The sequence below is a fragment of the Thalassotalea psychrophila genome (assembly GCF_031583595.1).
GTDB lineage: Bacteria > Pseudomonadota > Gammaproteobacteria > Enterobacterales > Alteromonadaceae > Thalassotalea_A > Thalassotalea_A psychrophila.
On sequence record NZ_CP134145.1, the window covers coordinates 587,737 to 609,442 of the forward strand.

At 37.9% G+C, this 21,706-nt stretch carries 22 protein-coding genes; 7 read left to right on the forward strand and 15 right to left on the reverse strand.

Annotated features, from left to right (window positions below; genetic code table 11):
* Positions 1–37: 37 nt before the first annotated feature.
* The 13 genes from RGQ13_RS02480 to RGQ13_RS02540 all read right to left on the reverse strand — a co-directional run bounded on the left by RGQ13_RS02480 (position 38) and on the right by RGQ13_RS02540 (position 9,626).
* A complete protein-coding gene (locus tag RGQ13_RS02480) occupies positions 38–595 on the reverse strand; it encodes a hypothetical protein (RefSeq protein WP_348391975.1) in 558 nt (185 codons plus the stop codon).
* Positions 582–1,133 (reverse strand): dienelactone hydrolase family protein, encoded by a 552-nt coding sequence (locus RGQ13_RS02485; RefSeq protein WP_348391976.1) that lies wholly within the window; start codon positions 1,131–1,133, stop codon positions 582–584. Before RGQ13_RS02485 ends, RGQ13_RS02480 begins: the two co-directional genes overlap by 14 nt.
* Before the next feature lie 36 nt (positions 1,134–1,169).
* A complete protein-coding gene (locus RGQ13_RS02490) occupies positions 1,170–1,655 on the reverse strand; it encodes a hypothetical protein (RefSeq protein WP_348391977.1) in 486 nt (161 codons plus the stop codon).
* Between the two features lie 77 nt (positions 1,656–1,732).
* Entirely contained in the window at positions 1,733–2,224 is a 492-nt protein-coding gene (locus RGQ13_RS02495; protein WP_348391978.1) for a gamma-glutamylcyclotransferase family protein, read from the reverse strand.
* A gap of 262 nt (positions 2,225–2,486) precedes the next feature.
* Positions 2,487–3,101 (reverse strand): FMN-binding negative transcriptional regulator, encoded by a 615-nt coding sequence (locus RGQ13_RS02500; protein WP_348391979.1) that lies wholly within the window; start codon positions 3,099–3,101, stop codon positions 2,487–2,489.
* A gap of 125 nt (positions 3,102–3,226) precedes the next feature.
* On the reverse strand, positions 3,227–3,685 hold the full coding sequence (locus RGQ13_RS02505) for a DUF3291 domain-containing protein (RefSeq protein WP_348391980.1): 459 nt from the start codon (positions 3,683–3,685) through the stop codon (positions 3,227–3,229).
* Positions 3,686–3,813: 128 nt separating this feature from the next.
* On the reverse strand, positions 3,814–4,101 hold the full coding sequence (locus RGQ13_RS02510; protein WP_348391981.1) for a hypothetical protein: 288 nt from the start codon (positions 4,099–4,101) through the stop codon (positions 3,814–3,816).
* Between the two features lie 30 nt (positions 4,102–4,131).
* On the reverse strand, positions 4,132–4,548 hold the full coding sequence (locus RGQ13_RS02515; RefSeq protein ID WP_348391982.1) for a nuclear transport factor 2 family protein: 417 nt from the start codon (positions 4,546–4,548) through the stop codon (positions 4,132–4,134).
* A gap of 71 nt (positions 4,549–4,619) precedes the next feature.
* Positions 4,620–4,805, reverse strand: a complete 186-nt coding sequence (locus RGQ13_RS02520) for a hypothetical protein (RefSeq protein ID WP_348391983.1) — start codon at positions 4,803–4,805, stop codon at positions 4,620–4,622.
* A gap of 251 nt (positions 4,806–5,056) precedes the next feature.
* Complete coding sequence (hemL, locus tag RGQ13_RS02525; RefSeq protein ID WP_348391984.1) at positions 5,057–6,337, reverse strand: glutamate-1-semialdehyde 2,1-aminomutase; 1,281 nt, start codon at positions 6,335–6,337, stop codon at positions 5,057–5,059.
* Positions 6,338–6,369: 32 nt separating this feature from the next.
* Positions 6,370–7,374 (reverse strand): aspartate carbamoyltransferase, encoded by a 1,005-nt coding sequence (locus tag RGQ13_RS02530; RefSeq protein WP_348391985.1) that lies wholly within the window; start codon positions 7,372–7,374, stop codon positions 6,370–6,372.
* A gap of 127 nt (positions 7,375–7,501) precedes the next feature.
* Positions 7,502–7,939: a protoporphyrinogen oxidase HemJ gene (gene hemJ / locus RGQ13_RS02535; RefSeq protein WP_348391986.1), complete on the reverse strand. Its 438-nt coding sequence runs from the start codon at positions 7,937–7,939 to the stop codon at positions 7,502–7,504.
* A gap of 1 nt (position 7,940) precedes the next feature.
* The gene (locus RGQ13_RS02540) at positions 7,941–9,626 is read right to left on the reverse strand and encodes a chloride channel protein (RefSeq protein ID WP_348391987.1); all 1,686 of its coding nucleotides are present in this window, start codon (positions 9,624–9,626) and stop codon (positions 7,941–7,943) included.
* A gap of 85 nt (positions 9,627–9,711) precedes the next feature.
* On the opposite strand from RGQ13_RS02540, the gene RGQ13_RS02545 reads away from it, so the two are divergent.
* The 6 genes from RGQ13_RS02545 (at position 9,712) to RGQ13_RS02570 (ending at position 17,966) form a co-directional block, all read left to right on the forward strand.
* On the forward strand, positions 9,712–10,437 hold the full coding sequence (locus RGQ13_RS02545; protein WP_348391988.1) for a DUF6776 family protein: 726 nt from the start codon (positions 9,712–9,714) through the stop codon (positions 10,435–10,437).
* Between the two features lie 106 nt (positions 10,438–10,543).
* Positions 10,544–10,885: an iron-sulfur cluster insertion protein ErpA gene (gene erpA / locus RGQ13_RS02550; protein WP_348391989.1), complete on the forward strand. Its 342-nt coding sequence runs from the start codon at positions 10,544–10,546 to the stop codon at positions 10,883–10,885.
* Between the two features lie 117 nt (positions 10,886–11,002).
* Positions 11,003–12,079 (forward strand): efflux RND transporter periplasmic adaptor subunit, encoded by a 1,077-nt coding sequence (locus RGQ13_RS02555; RefSeq protein WP_348391990.1) that lies wholly within the window; start codon positions 11,003–11,005, stop codon positions 12,077–12,079.
* Positions 12,080–12,085: 6 nt separating this feature from the next.
* Positions 12,086–15,214, forward strand: coding sequence for an efflux RND transporter permease subunit (locus tag RGQ13_RS02560; RefSeq protein WP_348391991.1), 3,129 nt, complete (start codon positions 12,086–12,088; stop codon positions 15,212–15,214).
* A gap of 110 nt (positions 15,215–15,324) precedes the next feature.
* Positions 15,325–16,722, forward strand: a complete 1,398-nt coding sequence (locus RGQ13_RS02565; RefSeq protein ID WP_348391992.1) for a M20/M25/M40 family metallo-hydrolase — start codon at positions 15,325–15,327, stop codon at positions 16,720–16,722.
* A gap of 377 nt (positions 16,723–17,099) precedes the next feature.
* The gene (locus tag RGQ13_RS02570) at positions 17,100–17,966 is read left to right on the forward strand and encodes a TraB/GumN family protein (RefSeq protein ID WP_348391993.1); all 867 of its coding nucleotides are present in this window, start codon (positions 17,100–17,102) and stop codon (positions 17,964–17,966) included.
* A 50-nt stretch (positions 17,967–18,016) separates the two neighbouring features.
* Here RGQ13_RS02570 and RGQ13_RS02575 read toward each other — a convergent pair whose 3' ends face one another.
* Together RGQ13_RS02575 and RGQ13_RS02580 are read right to left on the reverse strand one after the other, a co-directional pair.
* Entirely contained in the window at positions 18,017–18,685 is a 669-nt protein-coding gene (locus RGQ13_RS02575; protein WP_348391994.1) for a cytochrome b/b6 domain-containing protein, read from the reverse strand.
* 5 nt (positions 18,686–18,690) lie between these two features.
* Positions 18,691–19,119, reverse strand: a complete 429-nt coding sequence (locus RGQ13_RS02580; RefSeq protein ID WP_348391995.1) for a cytochrome b562 — start codon at positions 19,117–19,119, stop codon at positions 18,691–18,693.
* Positions 19,120–19,295: 176 nt separating this feature from the next.
* Here RGQ13_RS02580 and rnr point away from each other — a divergent pair, with 176 nt between their 5' ends.
* Positions 19,296–21,680, forward strand: coding sequence for a ribonuclease R (gene rnr / locus RGQ13_RS02585; protein ID WP_348393371.1), 2,385 nt, complete (start codon positions 19,296–19,298; stop codon positions 21,678–21,680).
* Positions 21,681–21,706: the final 26 nt, after the last annotated feature.

Here is a 21,706-nt window from a genome sequence, read left to right on the forward strand (position 1 = left end):
GTAATGCGGCTTGTTTTTCAATTTTTATTGATAAATATTAAAAATGATACTTATAGCTAATTTCAACTATAGATGCATGAATAGTTTTATTGGGGTAAACATATTCAATTTCGATGGCTCCTGTATTGAATTTGTAGCCGAGCCCAACGCCTACCCCTATGTGCGAACTCTCTTCATCGCTATTATTTGTGCTTGCTTTAGGAAAGTCGGTTAGTCCTTGTTTGAACTTCAAATAATAATGCTTTGATGTATAAAGCCTTTGAGCAAAAAACATTGAATAATTTTTCGTGTCATCCGAGCCAGAAATTGAATCAGAATATTGAGCTTCAATTCCTAACGTTAAAGTTTGAAATCGGGATTCTTGAAAGTTTCGATTATAAAAGTTATATCCGGCTATAAAAGAAAGGTTAACTGAATCGGCATTATCTTGCTGTTGGTCGCTAAGACCAATACCGATGAATACATCATTATCAGCAGCGCTTGTTGCGAGGGAAACTGTACAAAGTAATAAAATTGCTATGACAACAGCTTTAACTTTAAAATTAATTATTTTTAACGCTATATTTGTATTGTTATAAACATTATTTACTAGCATTAGTAGATAACCAATTAATCTGTTCTTTATAAGCCGCTTGATTGTAATTACTTGAATGGTAATTCATAAAACCATGCAAGTAATCCACTTTGATAGCTTTTACATTCTGTTTTTTAGCAAGCTCAGCTTGTAGTGAAGCCACGCTAAAGTGTGGTTCACTTTTAGGAAAAATCAATTCGATGTCAAACAAAGGATCTACGCTTGTAAAGTTTCTAATTTGTGAACCATAAAAGCAAACTGCACGTTTGACAATGTGAGATGAAACCATTTCAGATAACCTCCAAATCGTTGAAGATCCAACACTAAATCCAATTAAAGTTATGCCAGTAAAACCAGATTCAATCACATTTATTAACTTTGCCAAATATGCGTCAAGCCCGATTGTTTCGATAAAATAAGAATACGCTTCGGCCTCGCTTTTAAACTTCATATTTGCCCCGTTATAAGGGTCAACAATCGTATTCGCATTCAACTCTTCACTTAGTTTTATTAGTTCTGCAGTTTTTCCGAAAACATCTGAAACAATAATTATACTCATACTTCAATTACCCAAATAAACAATGTTTGGTTATTTTTATCTTAACTCTTTAGTCCATTCTTCCCACGATATTCCTCTTCCAGGAAATGCAACACGAGAAAAAGGCCACTTTTCCAAAAACCAAGTAGAGATCGTTTTGTACAGTTCGCTTTCTAACGCTGTACTATCATTTCTAACCCAAAAGTATAGTTCACAATCATAGTTAGGAGACCGACTCGGATCGATATAAACAGAACCAAGGCATTTGTCTTTTGAAGCATTTAATACGGAATAGGCAAATGCTTGTCGCGATTGAAATTCTTGCTTATGAATTTTCAGACTTTCAATATTTTCTTCCAAGGTCATGTTGCTTTTAGGCCATTCAGATTTTGGACCAAAAATAGATCTCAGTCGCTGCTGACTTGACATTACTGCTTCAAAGTCTAGCTCAGCGACACTATCTTCAAGGACAACAAAATAAAATTGATCAGTCTCTAAAAAGGTTGGTGCTATGAATGAATTAGGAATAAATTGTTTATGCATAAGCATTAAAACCTACGAGTGAATAACGCCTTTTTAAAGGCTTTTTGTTGTCGAATAATATACTGGTAAGGTTCATGTTAAAGGTACATTTTTCGTTGCTGATAATCTCGCTTTGAATCTGGATCTTCAATGCATTCGATAGATAAGATTTCAGCGAGATAGTGAGAAGGTACATTTGTTTCTTTTGCACCGATGACAACGTGGTTGTGATACCAATAAAAAGGCTTTAATGATGAATCAATTTTAATGGCGTAATAGGTGAATGCTGAAAATATTTCACCAGAGCAATTTTTTACCTTAACTATTTTTTCATTATAGCCATAACCTAAGCTTTCAGCGTTATCTAAAACACTTTTTTCATCTTTATTAATTTCGAAAAGAGCACCAATGACGATATCTTTTTTGCTGTTAGTTTGAAAAGCATCACATTTTCCTGAGCCGTCTTCACCAGTGTTATGAAATCGTAATTGATGCCCCTCAAGGATGAATAAGCCAAGCTTTTCTGCGCTAGGCACTCTTTCTCTTAGTCTTACAAGTGACATATTTGAACCATAAGCAAAATACTTCACAAGAAACTCGCCAATAAAAGCAAAGCAATGATTACTGCAAACAGAAACATTGTTTTACCTAAAGTTGAATTTGCCTTTATAGTTTTTTGATGTTGTCTTTGTAATTCTATTAGTTCGGATTCATTCAGGTGAGAACAATGGTCACATTGCCCTTCTGCTTTGCTGTAGAAAAGACCGCATCGGTTACATCGTTTTTTCTTCGGTTGCATTGATCTCCATGCCGCACTCATTCCTAATGACATAATAATTCCTTTAACTCTTGTTAGCTGCCGATGCCAACTTGGTTTCGTTGCATATATTGGTGTAACTGTTGATCGTCAATATTCGACGATTTTGCTAATGCTGAGGTAACACCGATTTGATCGTTGCTATTACGATGTTGCCCCAGCTTTTCTTTACCTTGCAGTTTGCTAATAATAATTTTAAAACCAACAATGCCTTTGCTTAGTTTTACTTTATATTCTTCTGGGATAAAACCACCATTTTCGAGCAGTGATGGTTCATATTTTTCTATAGTTTCTTCTAATGTTTTTAAAGTGGTTTCATCATCAGTTAATTGTATGCTACCGACGACATGAACAGCACTATAATTCCAAGTTGGCACTGAAGGTTGTGTTTCATACCATGTTGGAGATATATACGAATGAGGCCCTGAAAATATTGCTAATACCTCAGTATTGTTTAGAGATTTCCAATGAGGGTTAGACCGAGCAAAATGGCCGTAAAGTACACCAAGCTCGCCTTCCTTTTTGGATAGAAGCAATGGAATATGTGAAGCCTCTAAATTATTTGATATCAAAGCTGCAAATCCAAATTCTGTAATGAATTGCTGAATTTTATCGATAGAACCCATGTTCCATTTTTCAGGGGTATGCATAACTTTCCTTATGTGAACGATGAATAACTTTGCCAGCTAAATGTTAGGGAGAAAACCGCCAACTCTTCCATTTACACACTTCCTTTAAACCGACGCATTAATTTGTGTTTTTTTTTAATTGTTTCTTAGGTATCACTTGCCAGAAATTCTGAGGCACTAAAATTACTCTTAAAAGTAAATGCATTGGGCGTATCACCATTATCTCTAAGAAACTCTAATTTTATTACGGCTTCTTCAATTGTAGGGATGTGACCTATAGGAATCCACCACAAAACATAGCTATCTTCTGGAATATTATGAAACCATTCCTTTTTACGACGAAGAAAATCTCGATGGTGAGTTCTGAATATAAAGTTTTTAAGCGCATCAATAGAGGCCCAAACAGACATATTTACAATGACGTTGGGATCAGAGAAAGCTTTGATATTGGTAGCATCTCCACTTTCATCTTTTAAGCGCCATACAAAGCCGTCACTTAGTTCAGCTAAGTTATTCACCGGTTCTAAATTATCAACAAACTCTTTAATTTCTGGGTCTTCTAAAGAGTATTTAGCTTTAGCTATGTTCAATTGTGCAAGATGCATGTAATACCTCCGTGATGTCTAACAACCGAATAAGGCTCCTTTACTGTTGAATAAAATGCCCACCCCCAACGGTTATACCTATTAATATTTAACTACTTTTTATTCGTTTGATGTAAATTGACCAGGGCTCATTCGTAAAGCTTGTCTGTTGCTTTTTTAAGCTCTGCTCTTGGCAAAAACTGATCTGAAATAGTTAAAATTGAATGCAGATTATTTTTTAATTGATCAAGTTCGATGTTTCCTGGCTTCATTGCCGTTTGCAGTAAATGAATAGCCATATCAGCTAATAGAATGCGTTGTTTCTCTAACCATTCATCATCACCTTTGATTGCGAAATTATTAAGGTAGCTACTTTCTACCACACTATGTAAATCCCAGCTGGTTTTAATTAAATTTCTACGTTCAATATCATTCACCGTCGACTTTCCTATCGAGTATTATTTTTATTACCAATACTCTCTAATTAAACTTATCTTGCCATTGTTTATTTCAAATAAACGCATTAAAGGCTTTGCATCTGTTTCAGTGCTGCCATCCATTACCGTTGTTGAGATAAAAGAAACTGTTACAGCTTTATCTCCAACAATTTTATTAGTTATTTTAGATGTTAGGGAATCTGCTACTCCCATGTAATTAGCTAAACCTTGAATAAATTGTTCTTTAGATAGGTCGGCGTTGTAATTTTGGTGTTGATAACGCATATCTTCTGCAAGTAACGCAGCAACTGCATCTATATCTTTTTGGGACGCTCCTTTTACTTTAGTCGCATCACTGAGCTTTATAAATTCTTCAACAAGGGGAGTTTCTGAAGCAAAAGAAAGTATGGGAATTGAAAGTAAAACTACTAGTATGAATTTACGCATGAATCATCCTTAAAAATATAATACTAAGTCCCAACTGCATCTTATGCTGCTCGAACAGTTTGCTATATGAACTATCGCTGCGCTTGGTTTTCAATTGATTCATTAAGTCTTTTTAGATCGGCTCTACATTTTTTGTTTTCTTTTGCTGAGCCACCAGCACATGCAGATTTAGGATCATTACCAATCTCATGAGAAGTGCCATAATAAACACAAGATGATAATAAAAATATACAAAGCAGACTACAAATTAATCTCATAATGTTCTCCATAACATAGATCTATTTAACAGCGTATTAAACGTTCATACCGATACTTTTAATTACCATTATTATTTTTAAGGTATTATCATCTCACTTTATCTTTTTTTATCAATAATTCAAAGAGATGAGTAAGGTTATTTCTGGGAGACTGGTAAAAGTTGTATTTTTTCGGAGAAGTGTAGGTCTAAGTTTAAGGCATAAAAAAGCTCGTGATAAACACGAGCTTTTGGTTTTGAGTAGCTTTTAATTTATAGCTTAGCGAAACAACGTTCAGCAGCTTCAATCGTTGCCTGAATATCGGCTGATGAATGGGCAGTTGATAAGAAGCCAGTTTCAAATGCAGAAGGAGCTAGGTAAATGCCTTCTTCTAACATTAAGTGGAAGAACTTGTTGAATTTAGCTGTATCACATTTCATAACTTGCGCAAACGTATTCACTTGTTCTTGCTCGGTAAAGAAAAAACCAAACATAGCGCCAACATAGTTGATTGCTAATGGAACATTTTGACGATCTGCTGCTGCTTTAAATCCTTCAGCAATTTGCTTCGTTTTTGCTGTTAGCTCTGCGTGGTAATCTTTACTACTTAACTCGTTTAATGCGGCAAGGCCTGCTGCCATTGCAATTGGATTACCAGATAAAGTACCTGCTTGGTAAACTGGGCCAACTGGAGCAATGTAGTCCATAATTTCAGCTTTACCGCCAAATGCGCCAACCGGCATACCGCCACCAATAACTTTACCTAGTGTGGTTAAGTCTGGTTTCACATTGTAATGGGCTTGTGCGCCGCCAAGGGCAACACGGAAACCAGTCATAACTTCATCGATGATAAATACTGACTTGTACTCATCACAAATGCTGCGCAAACCTTCTAAGAAACCTGCAACTGGTGGAATACAATTCATATTACCGGCAACTGGTTCAACGATGATACAGGCAATTTGGTCGCCTAATTCAGCAAAAATATCTTTAACAGATTGAATGTCGTTAAAGTTAACGGTTAGTGTGTGTTTGGCAAAATCAGCTGGAATACCAGGAGAGTTGGGAACACCTAATGTTAATGCGCCAGAACCGGCTTTAACCAAAAGTGAGTCGGCATGGCCATGGTAACAGCCTTCAAACTTTAATATTTTGTCACGGCCAGTGTAACCGCGAGCTAAACGAATCGCACTCATAGTTGCTTCTGTACCTGAGCTAACCATACGAAGTTTTTCCATTGAAGGTACTAACTCACGTACTTTTTCTGCCATAGTAATTTCAAGCTCTGTTGGTGCGCCAAAACTTAAACCTTTTTGTGCTGTTTTTACTACAGCATCTAAAATAGCTGGGTGATTATGACCTAAAATCATTGGTCCCCAAGAGCCTACATAATCGATGTATTGTTTACCATCGGCATCAAAGGTGTATGCACCTTCCGCTCGTTCAATAAAAATAGGTGTTCCACCAACGCCAGTAAATGCACGTACTGGAGAGTTAACCCCGCCTGGAATAGTTTGCTGCGCTTGTTCAAATAATTGCTGTGAATGTGACATCTGTTTGCCTTTTAATCTTTTAAAAACCAGATTTACTTATTGGTAAACCAGGTTACTTCTTTTTCGTATTGGGTAAGTTTCTCATCGACGCCTAATGTTAAGGCAAATAATGCCATACGTACTAATACGCCATTTTGGGCTTGACGGAAAATTGCTAAGTTATTGTTGTCGTTTAAATCAATATCGAGTTCATTCGCTTCTGGGCGAGCGTCTCTTGGTAGCGGGTGCATTATTACTGTGTGCTCTTTACAGTATTGTTCGTACACACTTTTGTTTAAACTAAAGTGGCCACGATACTGCTCAGCTTCAGCAAGGCTAGCAAAACGCTCTTGTTGAATGCGAGTTTGGTATACCACATCACTATTTAGGTTACCTGCCATGGTTTCAGTAACATTAACTTTATGACCTGCATTAGTTAACACATCAACTATGTAGGTTGGCATTTTTAATTCTTTTGGTGACAATAGCGTTACGGTTAAATTTTTATATAAACTTAATAATCTCGACAGTGAATGTACGGTACGACCATGCTTTAAGTCGCCCATTAATACAATATTCAAGCCATCAATGCCTTTACCATAACGGGTCATTTCTGCCTGAATAGTGAATAAATCTAATAGTGCCTGAGTCGGGTGTTCGTTCGCACCATCACCGCCATTAATTACCGGTACGGTACTGCCGGTAGAAAAATCTGCTACTGAATGCATGTCAGGGTGGCGCATAGCGATAACGTCTGAATAACCACTGATCACTCGTGCTGTATCAAATAACGACTCGCCTTTAGATAATGATGAACTTTCTTGGCCAACGGTTTCGTGTACAAAACCACCAAGAAGCTGAAATGCCGTGCCAAAGGAGATACGAGTTCGAGTACTAGGCTCAAAAAATAGATTATTTAAAATTGCTCCTTCAAGCACATGACAACGTTTTTGCCTGCTGGCATAAGGGATCATTGCCTGGGCAACTTCAAGAATACGAGATACCGAATCACGATCAAATTGTGATACCGATAAAATGTGGCTGCCTTGAAAATTCATATTAGTTAACTGCCTGATATTATTATTAAATATATTTGTTGTTTAGCTTGATAAAGAGCAAGTCTACTGCAGCTCGTTTTTACCTACTTTATTATGCGCGCAACTTTAACATAGAATGCTTATTTTGTTAATAAATGACAGGTTTAACAATTGCTAAAATAATCACTGCGAATAAGATAAATACTGGTAATTCGTTAAATATTCGGTAAAACCTGCCCGAGCGAGTGTTGTTGTCTGTTTTAAAATCTCGAAGCAATTTAAAACAATAGCCATGATAAACAAATAATAATGCTACAAGCGCTATTTTTATATGCAGCCAAGTACTGTGAATAAACCAATCACTGCCCATCATGTATATAAGTATTAGGCCAAACACTAAGGTTAAAATGGCAAATGGTGTTACAAAAAACAATAACCGACGCTCCATTATTTTTAACTGTTTATGTACATCTTTGTTGTTTGATTCAGCGTGATAAACAAACAACCGAGGTAAGTAGAAAATACCAGCAAACCAAGCAACCATAAAAGCCACATGTAAGGCTTTAATCCATAATAAACTGCTCATTTTAATCGTTACCTTGAGTTAAAATTTTTCGAATTTTTTCAAATGCTAACACGCCTATAATTTTATCTTTTGATCTGTGATAAATATACACTGCACCTTCACGTTGTTTATATAAAGCAAAATAGGCTTCAGATAATGTTGCCTGGCTGTCTATAGCTGGCATTATTGTTGATTTAATCGCTCGGTCTTCACCATCTAACGGATGAATGTTCATATCAATTTGCACTAATTTATATGTACTTTCTTCATTGTTAGGTTTAATGATCAATTGTTCACCAGGATTTTGCCCTGCGAGTAACCATTTTATTTGGTTGTTATCTGAAGTATTAAGTACTTTAAAATTGGTATCCATTTGCGACAGCACGCCATGTTTTTGTAATACGCTTTCTACTGGTGAAGTTCGATAGGGTAACTTTTGAAACTCAAGTTGTTGTAAAAATATTGAACGATTTTTTAAAAATTGGGCAGAAGTTAAATAGGCCGAGGTAATAACTACCATGGCAGGTAAGGCTAATTGTAATTGATTCGATAATTCAATTACGGTCAATAACGCGGCAAGAGGTGCATTCAAAGTAGCTGCCAACATGCCCGCCATTCCCATTAACGCATAATCACCTGCAAAGTTTACTTCTGGGTACAGCAAACTCACAAAAAAGGCCATTAATGCACCGGCAATAGCACCAATAACTAACGTTGGGCCAATTATCCCGCCGGGCACGCCTAAACCAAGCACAGCAACTGTTGCAATAAATTTTGCGACTAAAATTGATATGATGATCAGTAAGTGAAAATTTTGTTCAAGCATTGAGCCGATAACGCTTAAACTAGCCCCCATACTTTGCGGTACTAGCAAGCCGACAACGCCCATTATTAATGCCGCTAACACTAAACGGTTTGCCATGTGATACTTTGCTGAAAATTTCAATGTGGCAATTAAACTGGTATTGAATAATTTAGCTAAACAACCTAAACCAATACCAAAAATAATTAATAGAGGGTAATGCCAAAATTCGATTTTGATGTAAGCGAAAAACTCAAATTCGTGATATGGACCAAACACCGCATGGGTGATCATTGAACCAATGATAGAGGCCAGTATTACTGGAATGAATATGTGTAATTTGTATTCTCGTAAGATCACTTCCATCACAAAAATAACAGCGGCAAGAGGTGTGTTGAAACTTGCAGAAATGCCAGCAGCCACCCCACAGGCACACAAGGTTCTTATAGAGTTTTGTGGTAGTGCTAATTTACTACCTAAAAAGCTACTTGAAGCAGCGCCAATGTGTACTGCTGGCCCTTCACGACCCACTGAAAACCCACCAGCTAAAGCAAAAATACCACCAAAAAATTGGGTCAGGGTATTTTTGAATGGGATAAAACCATAATTGGCTTTCAAGCGGTGTATAACAAATGGAATGCCCATTCTTGTATACTTAAATTTTGATATCCAAGCTAAGGCTAAAATAAATAGAACGGCAATAATAGGGGTTATAAATCGATAAAAACCTGATAAAGTGGTGTAGTCATCGATATTTTCCAGATACAATAATTGTAAAGACTCAATACTTAAACGAAATAATACAATACACAGTGACGCTAAAATGCCGCCAATTAGGCCTATTAGGCATAATTGCCAGGAAGGCTCCGGCTTGGCTAGCTTGGTTCTAAACGACACTAAAGACATGTGTTACCTTTGTTACTATTATTTTTGTTAGCTTACAATTTTGTTGAACAAGTTTAACATACTTAAATTAGATAATACCTTAAAAATGAATTGGTTAAAAAAAATAACAATATTAGACCTGCATCAACGATATGGCGCATTTAAATTACTAATAACCACTGGATTAGTACTGTTTGTGGTTATCGTACTTGCTTATAAAGCCGGAAATTTTTATCAAAAACATCAGAATCGACTTATTGCCGAGCAAACTGAACGACTTGATAAGCTTTATCAAAAAAATGAGCAAGTACAAAGTGAATTAAATACTTTGCAAGTAGAACTAGAGATAGAACGTCTTGCTAATCAAAAAGCACAACAAGCGTTGAGAAGTATAGAAGATGATCACTTTTCTTTGAAAAAAGAACTCGCTTTTTATGAGAAAATAATGGCGCCTGAAAAACAGGCAAATGGCATTATTATTGATGAGGTTGAAATCACTCCAAGTGCCAGTGATAACCATTATCGAATTCGTGTTGTTTTAGTACAACAACAAAAAAGCAAGCGTTATGCTAAAGGTCGAGTTGATATAACTTTTGCCGGTAGTTTGGTTAATCGTCCGGCTACAATCAACATTACCAAAATGACCGAGCTTGATAAAAACTCATTAGCGTTTAGCTTTCAATATTTTCAAGTAATTGAAGCTGAGTTTACTTTACCGAAAGATTTTGTTCCTGAAAAAATAGATGTATCGGCAATTTTGCCTGCAGGTAAGTGGCAAAAGTACCATCGTTTAGATGAAAGCTACCCTTGGAAAACAGCTAAAACTGGTTAATAGTTCCCTGTTTAGCAATAATACTTGATTAAATTGCTCAGGTTTAAGATAATCCGCAAATACTAATCTATTCAAGATTTATTGCCGTAATTTTAAGAAGTAAACTATGTCAGATACCCAGTTACCAATTCAATTCAGTGATGCTGCTGCTAAAAAAGTAAAAGTGCTAATTAGCGAAGAAGAGAATCCGGAGTTAAAACTTCGAGTTTATGTTACTGGTGGTGGCTGTTCTGGTTTTCAATACGGTTTCACTTTCGATGAAAAAGTGAATGATGGCGATATGACTATAGTAAAAGAAGGCGTAACTATGGTGGTTGATCCGATGAGTTTGCAATACCTTGTTGGTGGTACAGTTGACTATATCGAAGGCTTAGAAGGTAGTCGCTTCTTGGTAGATAACCCAAATGCTGAAACAACTTGTGGTTGTGGCTCTTCTTTTTCTATCTAAAAAAACTGCGTACAGCATAAAAAAGTAGCAATTATGTAAATTAATTGCTGCTAAAATCCCTCACTTCGTTTTATACTAACTTCATAACATAAAAAGATTTTTTATTTTGGGGAAGGTATGCGTTTAAACAGCCAATGGCTGGCACAGCGTCCATATATTATTGCTATTGCGATTTCTTTGTTGCTGCTTATTTGGTTAGCAACCGGTATAGGCAATGGTAAAGTAAACCCTGATTTAGTCGCTGAAAAAACAGCCCCTATTGCAAAAGTGCAAGTGGAAACATTCCATGCGGTACAAGTTGCTAATACAGTATCGTTGTATGGTCGCACTGAACCCGACCGATTCGTTACGCTTCAAGCCCAGGTAAAAGGCGCTATTACCAAAGTGCATGCCCAGCGCGGTAGCTTTGTAAAAAGAGGCGATGTGATAGCAACTATTGCATTAAACGATTTACCAGCAAAATTAGAACACTTCCAACAATTACTTCGACAAAGACGTGTAGATTATTACGGCGCCAAAAAACTATTACAAGGTGGTTATCAAGGTGAGTCAGCGCTCGCACAACGATTATCTGATGTTACTGACGCGAAAGCTGAGCTTGCCCGTATAGAAACTGATATCGCTAATACCACATTGGTTGCCCCTTTTGATGGGGTATTAAACGAGCGATTTGTAGAAGTAGGTGACTACGTGGGTATTGGTGACGATATAGCCATTGTTGCCGATTTAGATCCGTTAGTAATTAGGGCCCATGTAACAGAAAATCAAGTGAGTTTAATAAAAGAAGGCCAAATTGCTGCGATTACGTTATTAGGTGAGCGTGAAATAAAAGGAAAATTACGTTATATCGCCAGTGTCGCTAATGAAAAAACCAATACCTTTAAAGCTGAAATTGCTATCGAAAATCATGATTACCGTTACTTTGCCGGTATTAGCTCTGAAGTAGAGTTACCGTTAGCTATGGTTTCAGCGATTAAAATTTCTCCGGCGTTATTAGCACTGGATGAAAAAGGCAATATTGGTGTTAAGTCTGTTGTTGACAATAAAGTGGTTTTTACCAAAATTAACATCGTAAAAAGCGATGAATCTGGTGTTTGGTTAAAAGGCCTTTCAGAACAAGAGCAAATTATTACCCTTGGACAAGGCTTTGTGCGCCCAGGTGATACTGTAAATCCTATTACAGTGGAACAATAAGCAAGTATGTTAACGCTTATCGACTCAGCCTTATACCGAACTCGTTCGGTTATGATGATATTTATTTTATTGCTAATTGCTGGCGGTATTACCTACAACAATATCCCTAAAGAGTCGAATCCTGACGTAACTATTCCGCAAATATATGTTTCTATTGTTCATGACGGTATTTCCCCTGAAGATGCAGAGCGCATGTTGGTTCGTCCAATGGAAAACGAGCTTAAATCGATTGAAGGTATAAAAGAAATGCATGCCTCGGCGAGTGAAGGTTATGCCAATATTCGCATGGAGTTTATCGCGGGTTTTGATGCCAAAGAAGCGCTGTCTTCGGTGCGCGATAAAGTCACTTTAGCAAAAGCTAAGCTTCCTGATGAATCAGAAGAGCCGGTAGTTAAACAAGTGACTATGGCAAGCGTGGAACCCGCAGTAACGGTATTTTTATCTGGACCGGTTAGTGAGCGTGGCTTAGTTACCATCGCCCGAGACTTAGAAGATAAAATTGCCAGCATGACGCAAGTACTTGAAGTGGAAATTGGCGGCGATCGTGAAGATATGGTTGAGATAATTGTCGACCCATTATTGATGGAAAGCTACGGCCTTGATCAAAACGATATTTATAACTTAGTTGAGCGTAACAACCGCTTAGTTCCTGCCGGTACAATGGATAATGGTAAAGGGCGTTTTGCCATTAAAGTACCTTCAGTATTTGAAACTGTAAAAGACTTACTTGAGTTGCCAATTAAAGTTGATGGCGACAGAGTTGTTACTTTCCAAGATGTATCTATAGTGCGTAGAGCTTACAAAGATCCTACAAGTTATGCTCGCCTTAACGGTGAACGTGCAATTTCAATTGAAGTGAAAAAACGCCCAGGACAAAACATTATTGAAACTGTTGATAATGTAAAAGCCTTGATAGAACGTGAACGCAAATTTTGGCCTGATCATATTTTGGTAAATTATACCGGTGACCAATCTAGGCATGTAAAAGATATGCTGAGTGATTTACAAAACAATGTAATCTCAGCTGTATTGCTTGTGGTAATAGTCATTGTTGCAGCCTTAGGTGCCAGAACCGCAATGTTAGTTGGCTTATCTATTCCGGGGTCATTTCTTACCGGCATTTTAGTACTTGCCATTTTTGGCTTAACAGTAAATATTGTTGTGCTGTTTGCCTTAATAATGGCGGTAGGAATGTTAGTCGATGGCGCCATAGTGGTCACTGAATTTGCCGATAGGCAAATGAGCGAAGGTATTCCAAAGCAGCAGGCTTATGCATTAGCCGCAAAACGTATGGCATGGCCAATTATTGCATCGACAGCGACAACTTTGGCAGCATTTGCGCCATTGTTATTCTGGCCTGGCATAATGGGTGAGTTTATGAAATTTATGCCTATTACCTTGATTGCCGTGCTTAGCGCATCTTTGTTCATGGCACTCATTTTTGTACCAACTATGGGCACATTATGGGGTAAAAGTAGGGTAATTACAGAGCAAGAAAAGCAACAACTTATTCAAGCAGAAGAAGGCGATATAACGAAACTGAAAGGGTTTCTAGGTAAATATATTTCAGTACTTACTGTAGCAATCACTCATCCATTGAAAGTGTTGCTGGTGACTTTAGTATTCGCTGCTGCGGTGATGGGAAATTACATTGGTTCAGGGTTAGGCAGCGAATTTTTTCCTGAGATCGAACCCGAGGGTATTAACTTAACCGTGCGCTCATATGGTGATTTGTCGATTGATGAAAAAGATTTGATCATGAAAGAAATTGAACACAGAATATTAGATTTACAAGCCATTAAATCACTTTATTCTATAACTGGCGGAAATGACTTGGTTGGCAACCTGCGCATTAATTTAACCAATTGGCAATTTAGGCCGCCTGCTAATGAGCTTGTTGCAGAGTTGCATCGTCGTTTAGACAGCTATGCCGGAGTTGAGGTAGAAGTTAGAAAAGACAAAATGGGGCCACAGCAAGGTAAAGATTTGATTTTGGAACTCTCATCAAGGTATCCAGATAAATTACAAGACGCTGTTCGCAAAGTGAGAGCAGCATTACAACTTAACCCTAAATTTACCAATGTTGAAGATGGTGGCTCAAAGCCTGGGATAGAATGGCAACTTAAAGTTAACCGAGCATTAGCGGCAACTTTCAGTGCCGATGCCACTTTAGTGGGTACCTCGGTGCAAATGGTAACTAATGGTTTAAAACTAGGTGAGTATCGCCCAGATGATGTAGACGATGAATTGGATATTCGGGTACGTTTTCCTGCTGAAAAGCGCAGTATTAGTCGTTTAGATGAATTACGCTTAAAAACTAAAGATGGTCTGGTGCCAATGACCAATTTTGTTAATAAAAATGCTGCTCAAAAAATTGATGCCATTAAACGGGTTGACTCTAAGCGAGTGATAACTATCCGGGCTGATTTGATCCCTGGTGCCCAATTATCTACAGAGTTACCTTTGTTACAAACACAAATGACAACCCTTGATATTGATTGGTTAACCGTGGCTGTAGCTGTGAAAGGGCAAAATGAAGACCAACAAGAGTCGGAAGATTTTTTAGGTAACGCCTTTGCGGTGGCACTGTTTGTTATGGCAATTATTTTAGTTACGCAATTCAATAGTTTTTATCAGGCTATGCTAATACTTTCAGCTGTACTGTTTTCAACTGTTGGCGTATTTTTAGCATTGTTGGTGGTTGGTAAACCTTTTGGTATTGTTATGTCAGGCCTAGGTGTAATTGCTTTAGCTGGTATAGTGGTAAATAATAATATCGTATTAATAGATACTTATAACGTGCTTAAAGCATCAGGATTAAATGCTAAGGAAGCGATTTTAAGAACGGGTGCGCAGCGTTTAAGACCTGTTTTGTTAACTACCATCACAACAATATTAGGTTTAATGCCGATGGTAATGCAAATGAATATTGATTTTGTTAGCAGAGAGATAAGTTTTGGCTCACCTTCCACACAATGGTGGGCACAGCTTGCAACGGCCGTAGCTGGCGGCTTGGCTTTTGCCACTGTACTTACCTTGGTACTTACCCCATGTTTATTGGCATTAAGAGACTATAAACAAGAGAAAAAATCGAAACAGCAATGGGCTGTAGCACCTGCTTACGAAGAAGTTTGATAGCAACACTCACTGAGTGTGAAAAAATTAATTAGATTTGTTATAGTCCCCTCCATCATAATACCAATCTGCGATTGCGATAACCACATTTCAAGTTTTAGGGAACCATTTTGAAAATAACATTAAAAAGTGCTTTGCTTTGCATAGCAGCTCTTTTGACATTTACTGTTCAAGCCAAGTATTTAAATGAAACAGAGCAACAACATATAAACGACCTAAAGCAAACAGCGCTACAGTCAGATCTTGCTTATCAAATAGAAGAGTCGTTAACAACTGAAGTTGGCGCAAGAATGATTGGCACAGAAGGTGATAAACGAGCCATCGCTTGGGCCGTTGATAAAATGAACACGTTAGGTTTTGACAAAGTTTGGACTGAAGAGGTTGGTCATTATCAATGGATACGTGGTGATGTTGAAGCGAAAGTCTTAGCTCCTTTTCCACAACCAATTAAAGCGATTGCTTTAGGTGAAAGTGTTGGTACAGGTGAAAAAGGTATTCAAGCTGAAGTGGTACATTTTAACACGTTGGCTGATTTACAAGCAGCTGAAATAGGAAGCTTAACCAATAAAATAGCTTTTGTTTCTTACCGTATGAAGCGTTTTAAAACCGGTAAAGGATATGGCAAAGCTGTTGGCGCACGAGTAAAGGGAGCTGCCGTTGCTGCTGAAAAAGGCGCTATTGGCTTTATTATGCGTTCAGTTGGTACCGACAATAATCGCACTCCGCACACTGGTATCACCCGTTATAAAAATGGTGTAACAAGAATACCTGCTGTTGCGCTTGCCAATCCTGATGCTGATTTATTGGTAAACCAGTTTAAACGTGAAAAGAAAGTGGAGTTTTACCTAAAAGTTACCGCCATGCGTAACGAAGTGGTAGCTGTTCGTGGAGCTAACGTTATTGGTGAAATTACTGGTAGTGAATTTCCGGAGCAAATCGTTGCTTTAGGCGCCCACCTTGATAGTTGGGATGTTGGCACCGGCGCTATTGATGATGGATTAGGTGTGTCTATGGTTATGGCGGCTACTGCCCATATTGCTAAATTACCAGAGCGTCCAAAGCGTACTATTCGAGTGATTCTATTTGCCGGCGAAGAAGTAGGTTTATTAGGCGCTAAGCAATACATAATTGATCATAAAGATAACTTGAAAAATCATTCTATCGCTGCCGAGTGGGATTTCGGTTTAGGTAAAATTTATTCAATGCAATCTGGTGTTGGTGAAAAAGCTGTGCCAGCCATAGCTGAATTAGCAACCTACCTTGAGTCTTTAGGTGTTGCTTATAACAAAGGTAATAAAGGTCGCGGTCAATCAGATATGGGCGCTGTAACAGATAAAGGTGTGCCAGCAATGAACTTTTCGCCAGATGGCACGACTTATTTTGATATTCACCATACAGAGAATGACACTTTAGATAAAGTTGATGCTAAAGACCTACAGCAAAATACCGCTGTTTATACAGTGTTTGCTTATTTCGCCGCGCAAGTAGGTGTTGATTTTAGAAAGTAAAACAATAGCTTATAGTGTATAAGATAAAGGTTAGCATTTGGCTAACCTTTTTTTTTGATTCAAGGATGAATCAATGCAAATCGCCATGGATGGCATTAGATTTGTAAAAGGATGAATCAATGCAAATCGCCATGGATGGCAATAGATTTGTAAAGGATGAATCAATGCAAATCGCCATGGACCATTCTTACGCATCCTCGGCAATTGCTCCCTGCATTGCTCTAATATACAACGTCCATGTTGAAAATGCGTTCACGGCATACGCAACTTCCATGTTGCAAACGGCAATAGATTTGTAAAGGTTGAATCAATGCAATTTTTCATTCAGTAGTCTAAGATGGTAAAAGTCAGTTGTTTAGTTTAATTAAGGAATATGCATGTCGAATTTATGGAAAATAATATCAGCGTTAACTCTGCTCTCAATTAGTTTTATTAGTGTTGCCGATGCACCTGTCTGGCAGGTCAGTAAAAATGGCGAAACTGTTTATTTTGGCGGTACTGTTCATGTACTAAGTGAAAGCGATTACCCTCTACCTAAAGAATTTGATACCGCATATGAGAAATCATCCATATTAGTTTTTGAAATGGATATGAGTCTAACCCAAACAATGGAGTTTCAGCAGAAGATGCTGCAACAAATGACCTATCAGGATGGTAGGACGTATGCTGACGATCTAAAACCTGAAACGGTTAAAAAATTAAATGCCTATATGGAAAGCAAAGGTATTCCAGTGGCTAATTTGCAAATGTTCAAACCCTCTATGCTTTCAGTTACATTAACTATGGTAGAGCTGCAGCGTTTGGGATTAGGTGGCACTGGCGTTGACGCATTTTTTAATACAAAAGGTGTTACAGATAAAAAGTCATTTAAATATTTAGAGCTACCTGAACAGCAAATTTCTTATTTGGCTAATATGGGCAAGGGCTACGAAGATGAATTAATTAACTACACCCTTGATGACATGAATAAGCTAGCAACTGTAATGCAACAAATGAAGGATGCATGGCGAGTAGGTGATAATGAAGAGCTTTATAACGTTGCCGGTAAAGAATGGCAGGAAAAATTTCCTAAGTCGTATAATCAGCTCCTTGTTGAACGCAATAATAACTGGATGCCAGCGGTTGAAGGGTATTTCAACACTAAGGAAATTGAATTTGTTTTAGTCGGTGCAATGCATTTAGTCGGCAAAGAAGGTGTATTAAGTCAACTCGAAGCAAAGGGTTATACGGTTAAGCAGCTTTAAGGCTTTAGGGCTATAAGGCTATTAGGCATGCAGCCTTGCAGCTTACAGCTTTAAGCCCCCATGCCCCAATAGTACAAACTATAAGAAATCAGTCCCCAAACTATTAACGGCATAACTGCCGATTTAAATAGTAATGACTCGCTGCTTTGCTGAGTTGTATTTTTACCCATAAGCTTTTTACCGGTAATTATGGCAGCAATTACGTTATCACCCCTGAACATATGTAAAATTCCAGCAAGAGCGTGCAGCCCAATCAATACCAACAACACATCAAATGTTTGATGATGCAGCGAGTCCATAGATTCTGTAAAGGGTTCGCTAACCATCATATACAGAGGGCCTTCTGTGAATACATCATCACTAGCAAACAAACCGGTGAAAAGTTGTAGACCAAGACAAAGTAATAATAACATCACCATATAGCCACCAACAGGGTTGTGACCGTTATGAGGCTGGGAGATGCTATTAGATTTCCATGCTTTTAATACGTCAAATGGTGTGCGAATAAAGTGACTGAATTTTGATGTGTCACTGCCGATAAAACCCCAAATAAGACGGGTAATCCATAATCCAGCGAGGGTAAAACCACAGATGAAATGCCATTCAAACTCGGCGTTTTCACCGGTATACCATAATAAAATCAGCAATATTAACTGACTAAAATGATAAACTCGGGTGAAATTATCCCAGACTCTAGTGTTTAGCGAAATGCTTGGCATTAATGCTACTCGTCACAATCCATTTTAAATGCTTTGTGACCTTTTTTGGCCGCTTTGCCTATTTTCCCTAACGCTGCTTTTTGCTCTGCGGTATTCGTGGCATTTGTTAATGAAGTAACTGCTTTTTCTAAGTTAGCAATGCCATTTTTGTAATCATTAAATTTTTGCTGTTGTTCAGCACTTAACTCTTTCTGATCGGTAATAGCAAGAGGAACGTATTGGTCGGCTTTTTGAACACTAATTAATAACTCTTTAGCTATTGAATTTATTTTTTCAAAGTCGTCAGATTTAGCTGCGCCTTTAATAGCTTTCATGCTGTCTTTCATATTGCCCATGATATTGGCAAGTTCAGTTTCACCACATTGTGGGTGAGCAGCAAATGCAGATGAAATGAAGCTGATCGATAAAATAGCGCTTAGTAATATTTTTGTCATAATTGTTCTTTATTATTAAAAGGGGATTCAGCATTGTAATGATTATTATTTGCATTTCAAGTAATACAATGTCGATATGTTAGGCGTTAGGTTAATAACTAAGATATACTCAACTTTATTAGTACTATTAATGAAACTCAGTACGCTATGATTAAATTTAGCAAGGAATAAACAGCATCAGTAAGCATAAAGATCCCCACCATCAACGTGAATCAGCCAAATACGACAACCCTGTGGCCAGTCGTGAATTTCTTTTATCTCTTATAGAGCAAAAAGGTCATCCGATGACGTTTGTACAGGTTTGTAAAGAGCTTGGTTATAAAGATGAAGATCAAAAGATTGGTGTTAAACGCCGTTTACGGGCAATGGAAAATGCCGGTCAATTGGTGTTTACCAAATTCAAACAGTATGCAATCGCCAGTAAATCGTCGGTTATTACTGGTGTTGTTATTGGTCATCGTGATGGTTTTGGTTTTTTAAAGCCTGATGAGGGCGATAAAGATTTATATATTCCTTATCATGAAATGCGCAAACTTTTTCATGGCGATGTTGTCGAAGCAAGGGTAACAGAAAGCTCTGATGCTAAAGGCCGACAAGAAGTTCGTATTTTAGATGTTCTACAACCACGTAATGATAAAATTATCGGCCGAATTTTTGTTGAAAAATCTATAATAACGGTTATTCCTGAAGATGCCCGCATTAGCCATGAAATTATTATTCCAAGTGATAAGCGCTTAGGTGCACGCCAAGGACAAATGGTTATTGTTGACATCATTCAACGACCAACAAAACGAACAACCCCGTTAGGAAAGATAACTGAAGTGCTAGGTGAGCACATGGCTCCAGGTATGGAAATACAGGTTGCCTTGCATCAACACGATTTACCCCATTCATGGTCTGAAGAATTGTTGAAAGAAATCAGTTCACTCACTCCTGAAGTCGATGAGGACGCCAAAAAAGGCCGAATAGATTTACGCGAATTACCTCTTGTTACCATTGATGGTGAGGACGCCCGTGATTTTGATGACGCAGTGTATTGTCGTCCTGAAAAAGATGGTGGTTGGCGTTTGTGGGTTGCCATAGCTGATGTTAGTTATTATGTGCGCCCAGGTACGGCTTTAGATGGTGAAGCAATAAAACGTGGTAATTCTGTTTATTTCCCTAATCAAGTAATTCCTATGCTGCCGGAAGTTTTATCAAACGGGTTATGTTCTCTTAATCCTGACGTTGACCGTTTGTGTATGGTCTCTGAGATGAGCATAAGTGCTAATGGAAAACTGCAGGATGCTAAGTTTTATCCAGCAGTAATGAACTCTCATGCACGATTTACCTACACTAAAGTGGCTGCAATTTTAGAAGGTGATGTTGAGCTTAGAGAGCAATATAAAGAACGAGTTGGCGACCTTGAAGAGTTACACCGTTTATATCATAGCTTAGTAGTAGCAAGACGTGGCCGAGGTGCTATCGAGTTTGAAACTGAAGAAGTACGCTTTATATTTAATGCCGACCGAAAAATTGATTCAGTTGAACCAGTGGTTCGTAATGATGCACACAAAATCATTGAAGAATGCATGATTTTAGCCAATGTTGCGACGGCAGAATTTGTTACTAAACATGAAAAACCAGGTTTGTATCGTGTTCACGATAAGCCTAATGAAGAAAAATATAATAATTTAGTGAAGTACCTTGCTGAGCTTGGTATCGAGCTCACGAAGAAAGATGAACCAACGTCAGCTGACTTTGGTGAAATAATATCGAAAGTTGCCGATAGACCCGATCATGAGTTGATTCAAACTATGCTGTTGCGTTCGATGAAACAAGCGGTATATCAATGTGAAAACTTGGGGCATTTCGGTTTAGCTTTACCTGCTTATTCGCACTTTACTTCGCCAATAAGACGTTACCCTGATTTAGTCATTCATCGGGTGATTAAAGCGATATTAGAAAACCAAGAAAATAATACTGTTAATGCCGGCTTCTATGAATATGACCAACAAGAAGCGTCTGAATTAGGCGAACATTGTTCAATGACTGAGCGTCGAGCTGATGATGCAACACGAGAAGTATCAGATTGGCTTAAATGTGAATTTATGCAAGACCATGTTGGTGATACGTTCACCGGTGTAATTGCTACAGTTACCAACTTTGGCTTCTTTGTACGCTTGCAAGATTTTCATATTGAAGGGTTAGTACATATTAGCTCATTAGGTAAAGATTATTACTCTCACGATGAAGTTCGTATGTGTTTGGTCGGTGAAAACTCTAAGAAAAAGTACCATGTTGGCGATCTTCTCGAAGTGCAAGTTGCTGCTGTTAATCTTGAAGAAAAGAAAATTGATCTTATTCTTGGTGGCGAAAACGCAGTTACTGACCTAAACAAGAAGCAAAAGAAGAAAGTTAAAAGTACCCAACATAAAGCAGACAATAAGACTGCTGAACGTAAGCCGTTTGAGCCAGGTAAAAGCAAAAAAAGTACGAAAGATAAAGGCAAACCTAAGGCCTGTAAAAGGCAAAAATCCAAAGGTCGCCCAGGTAAAAATGCTCGTAAAAAAGCACAATAGTAATACTTTGCCGCCTAAAGCATATA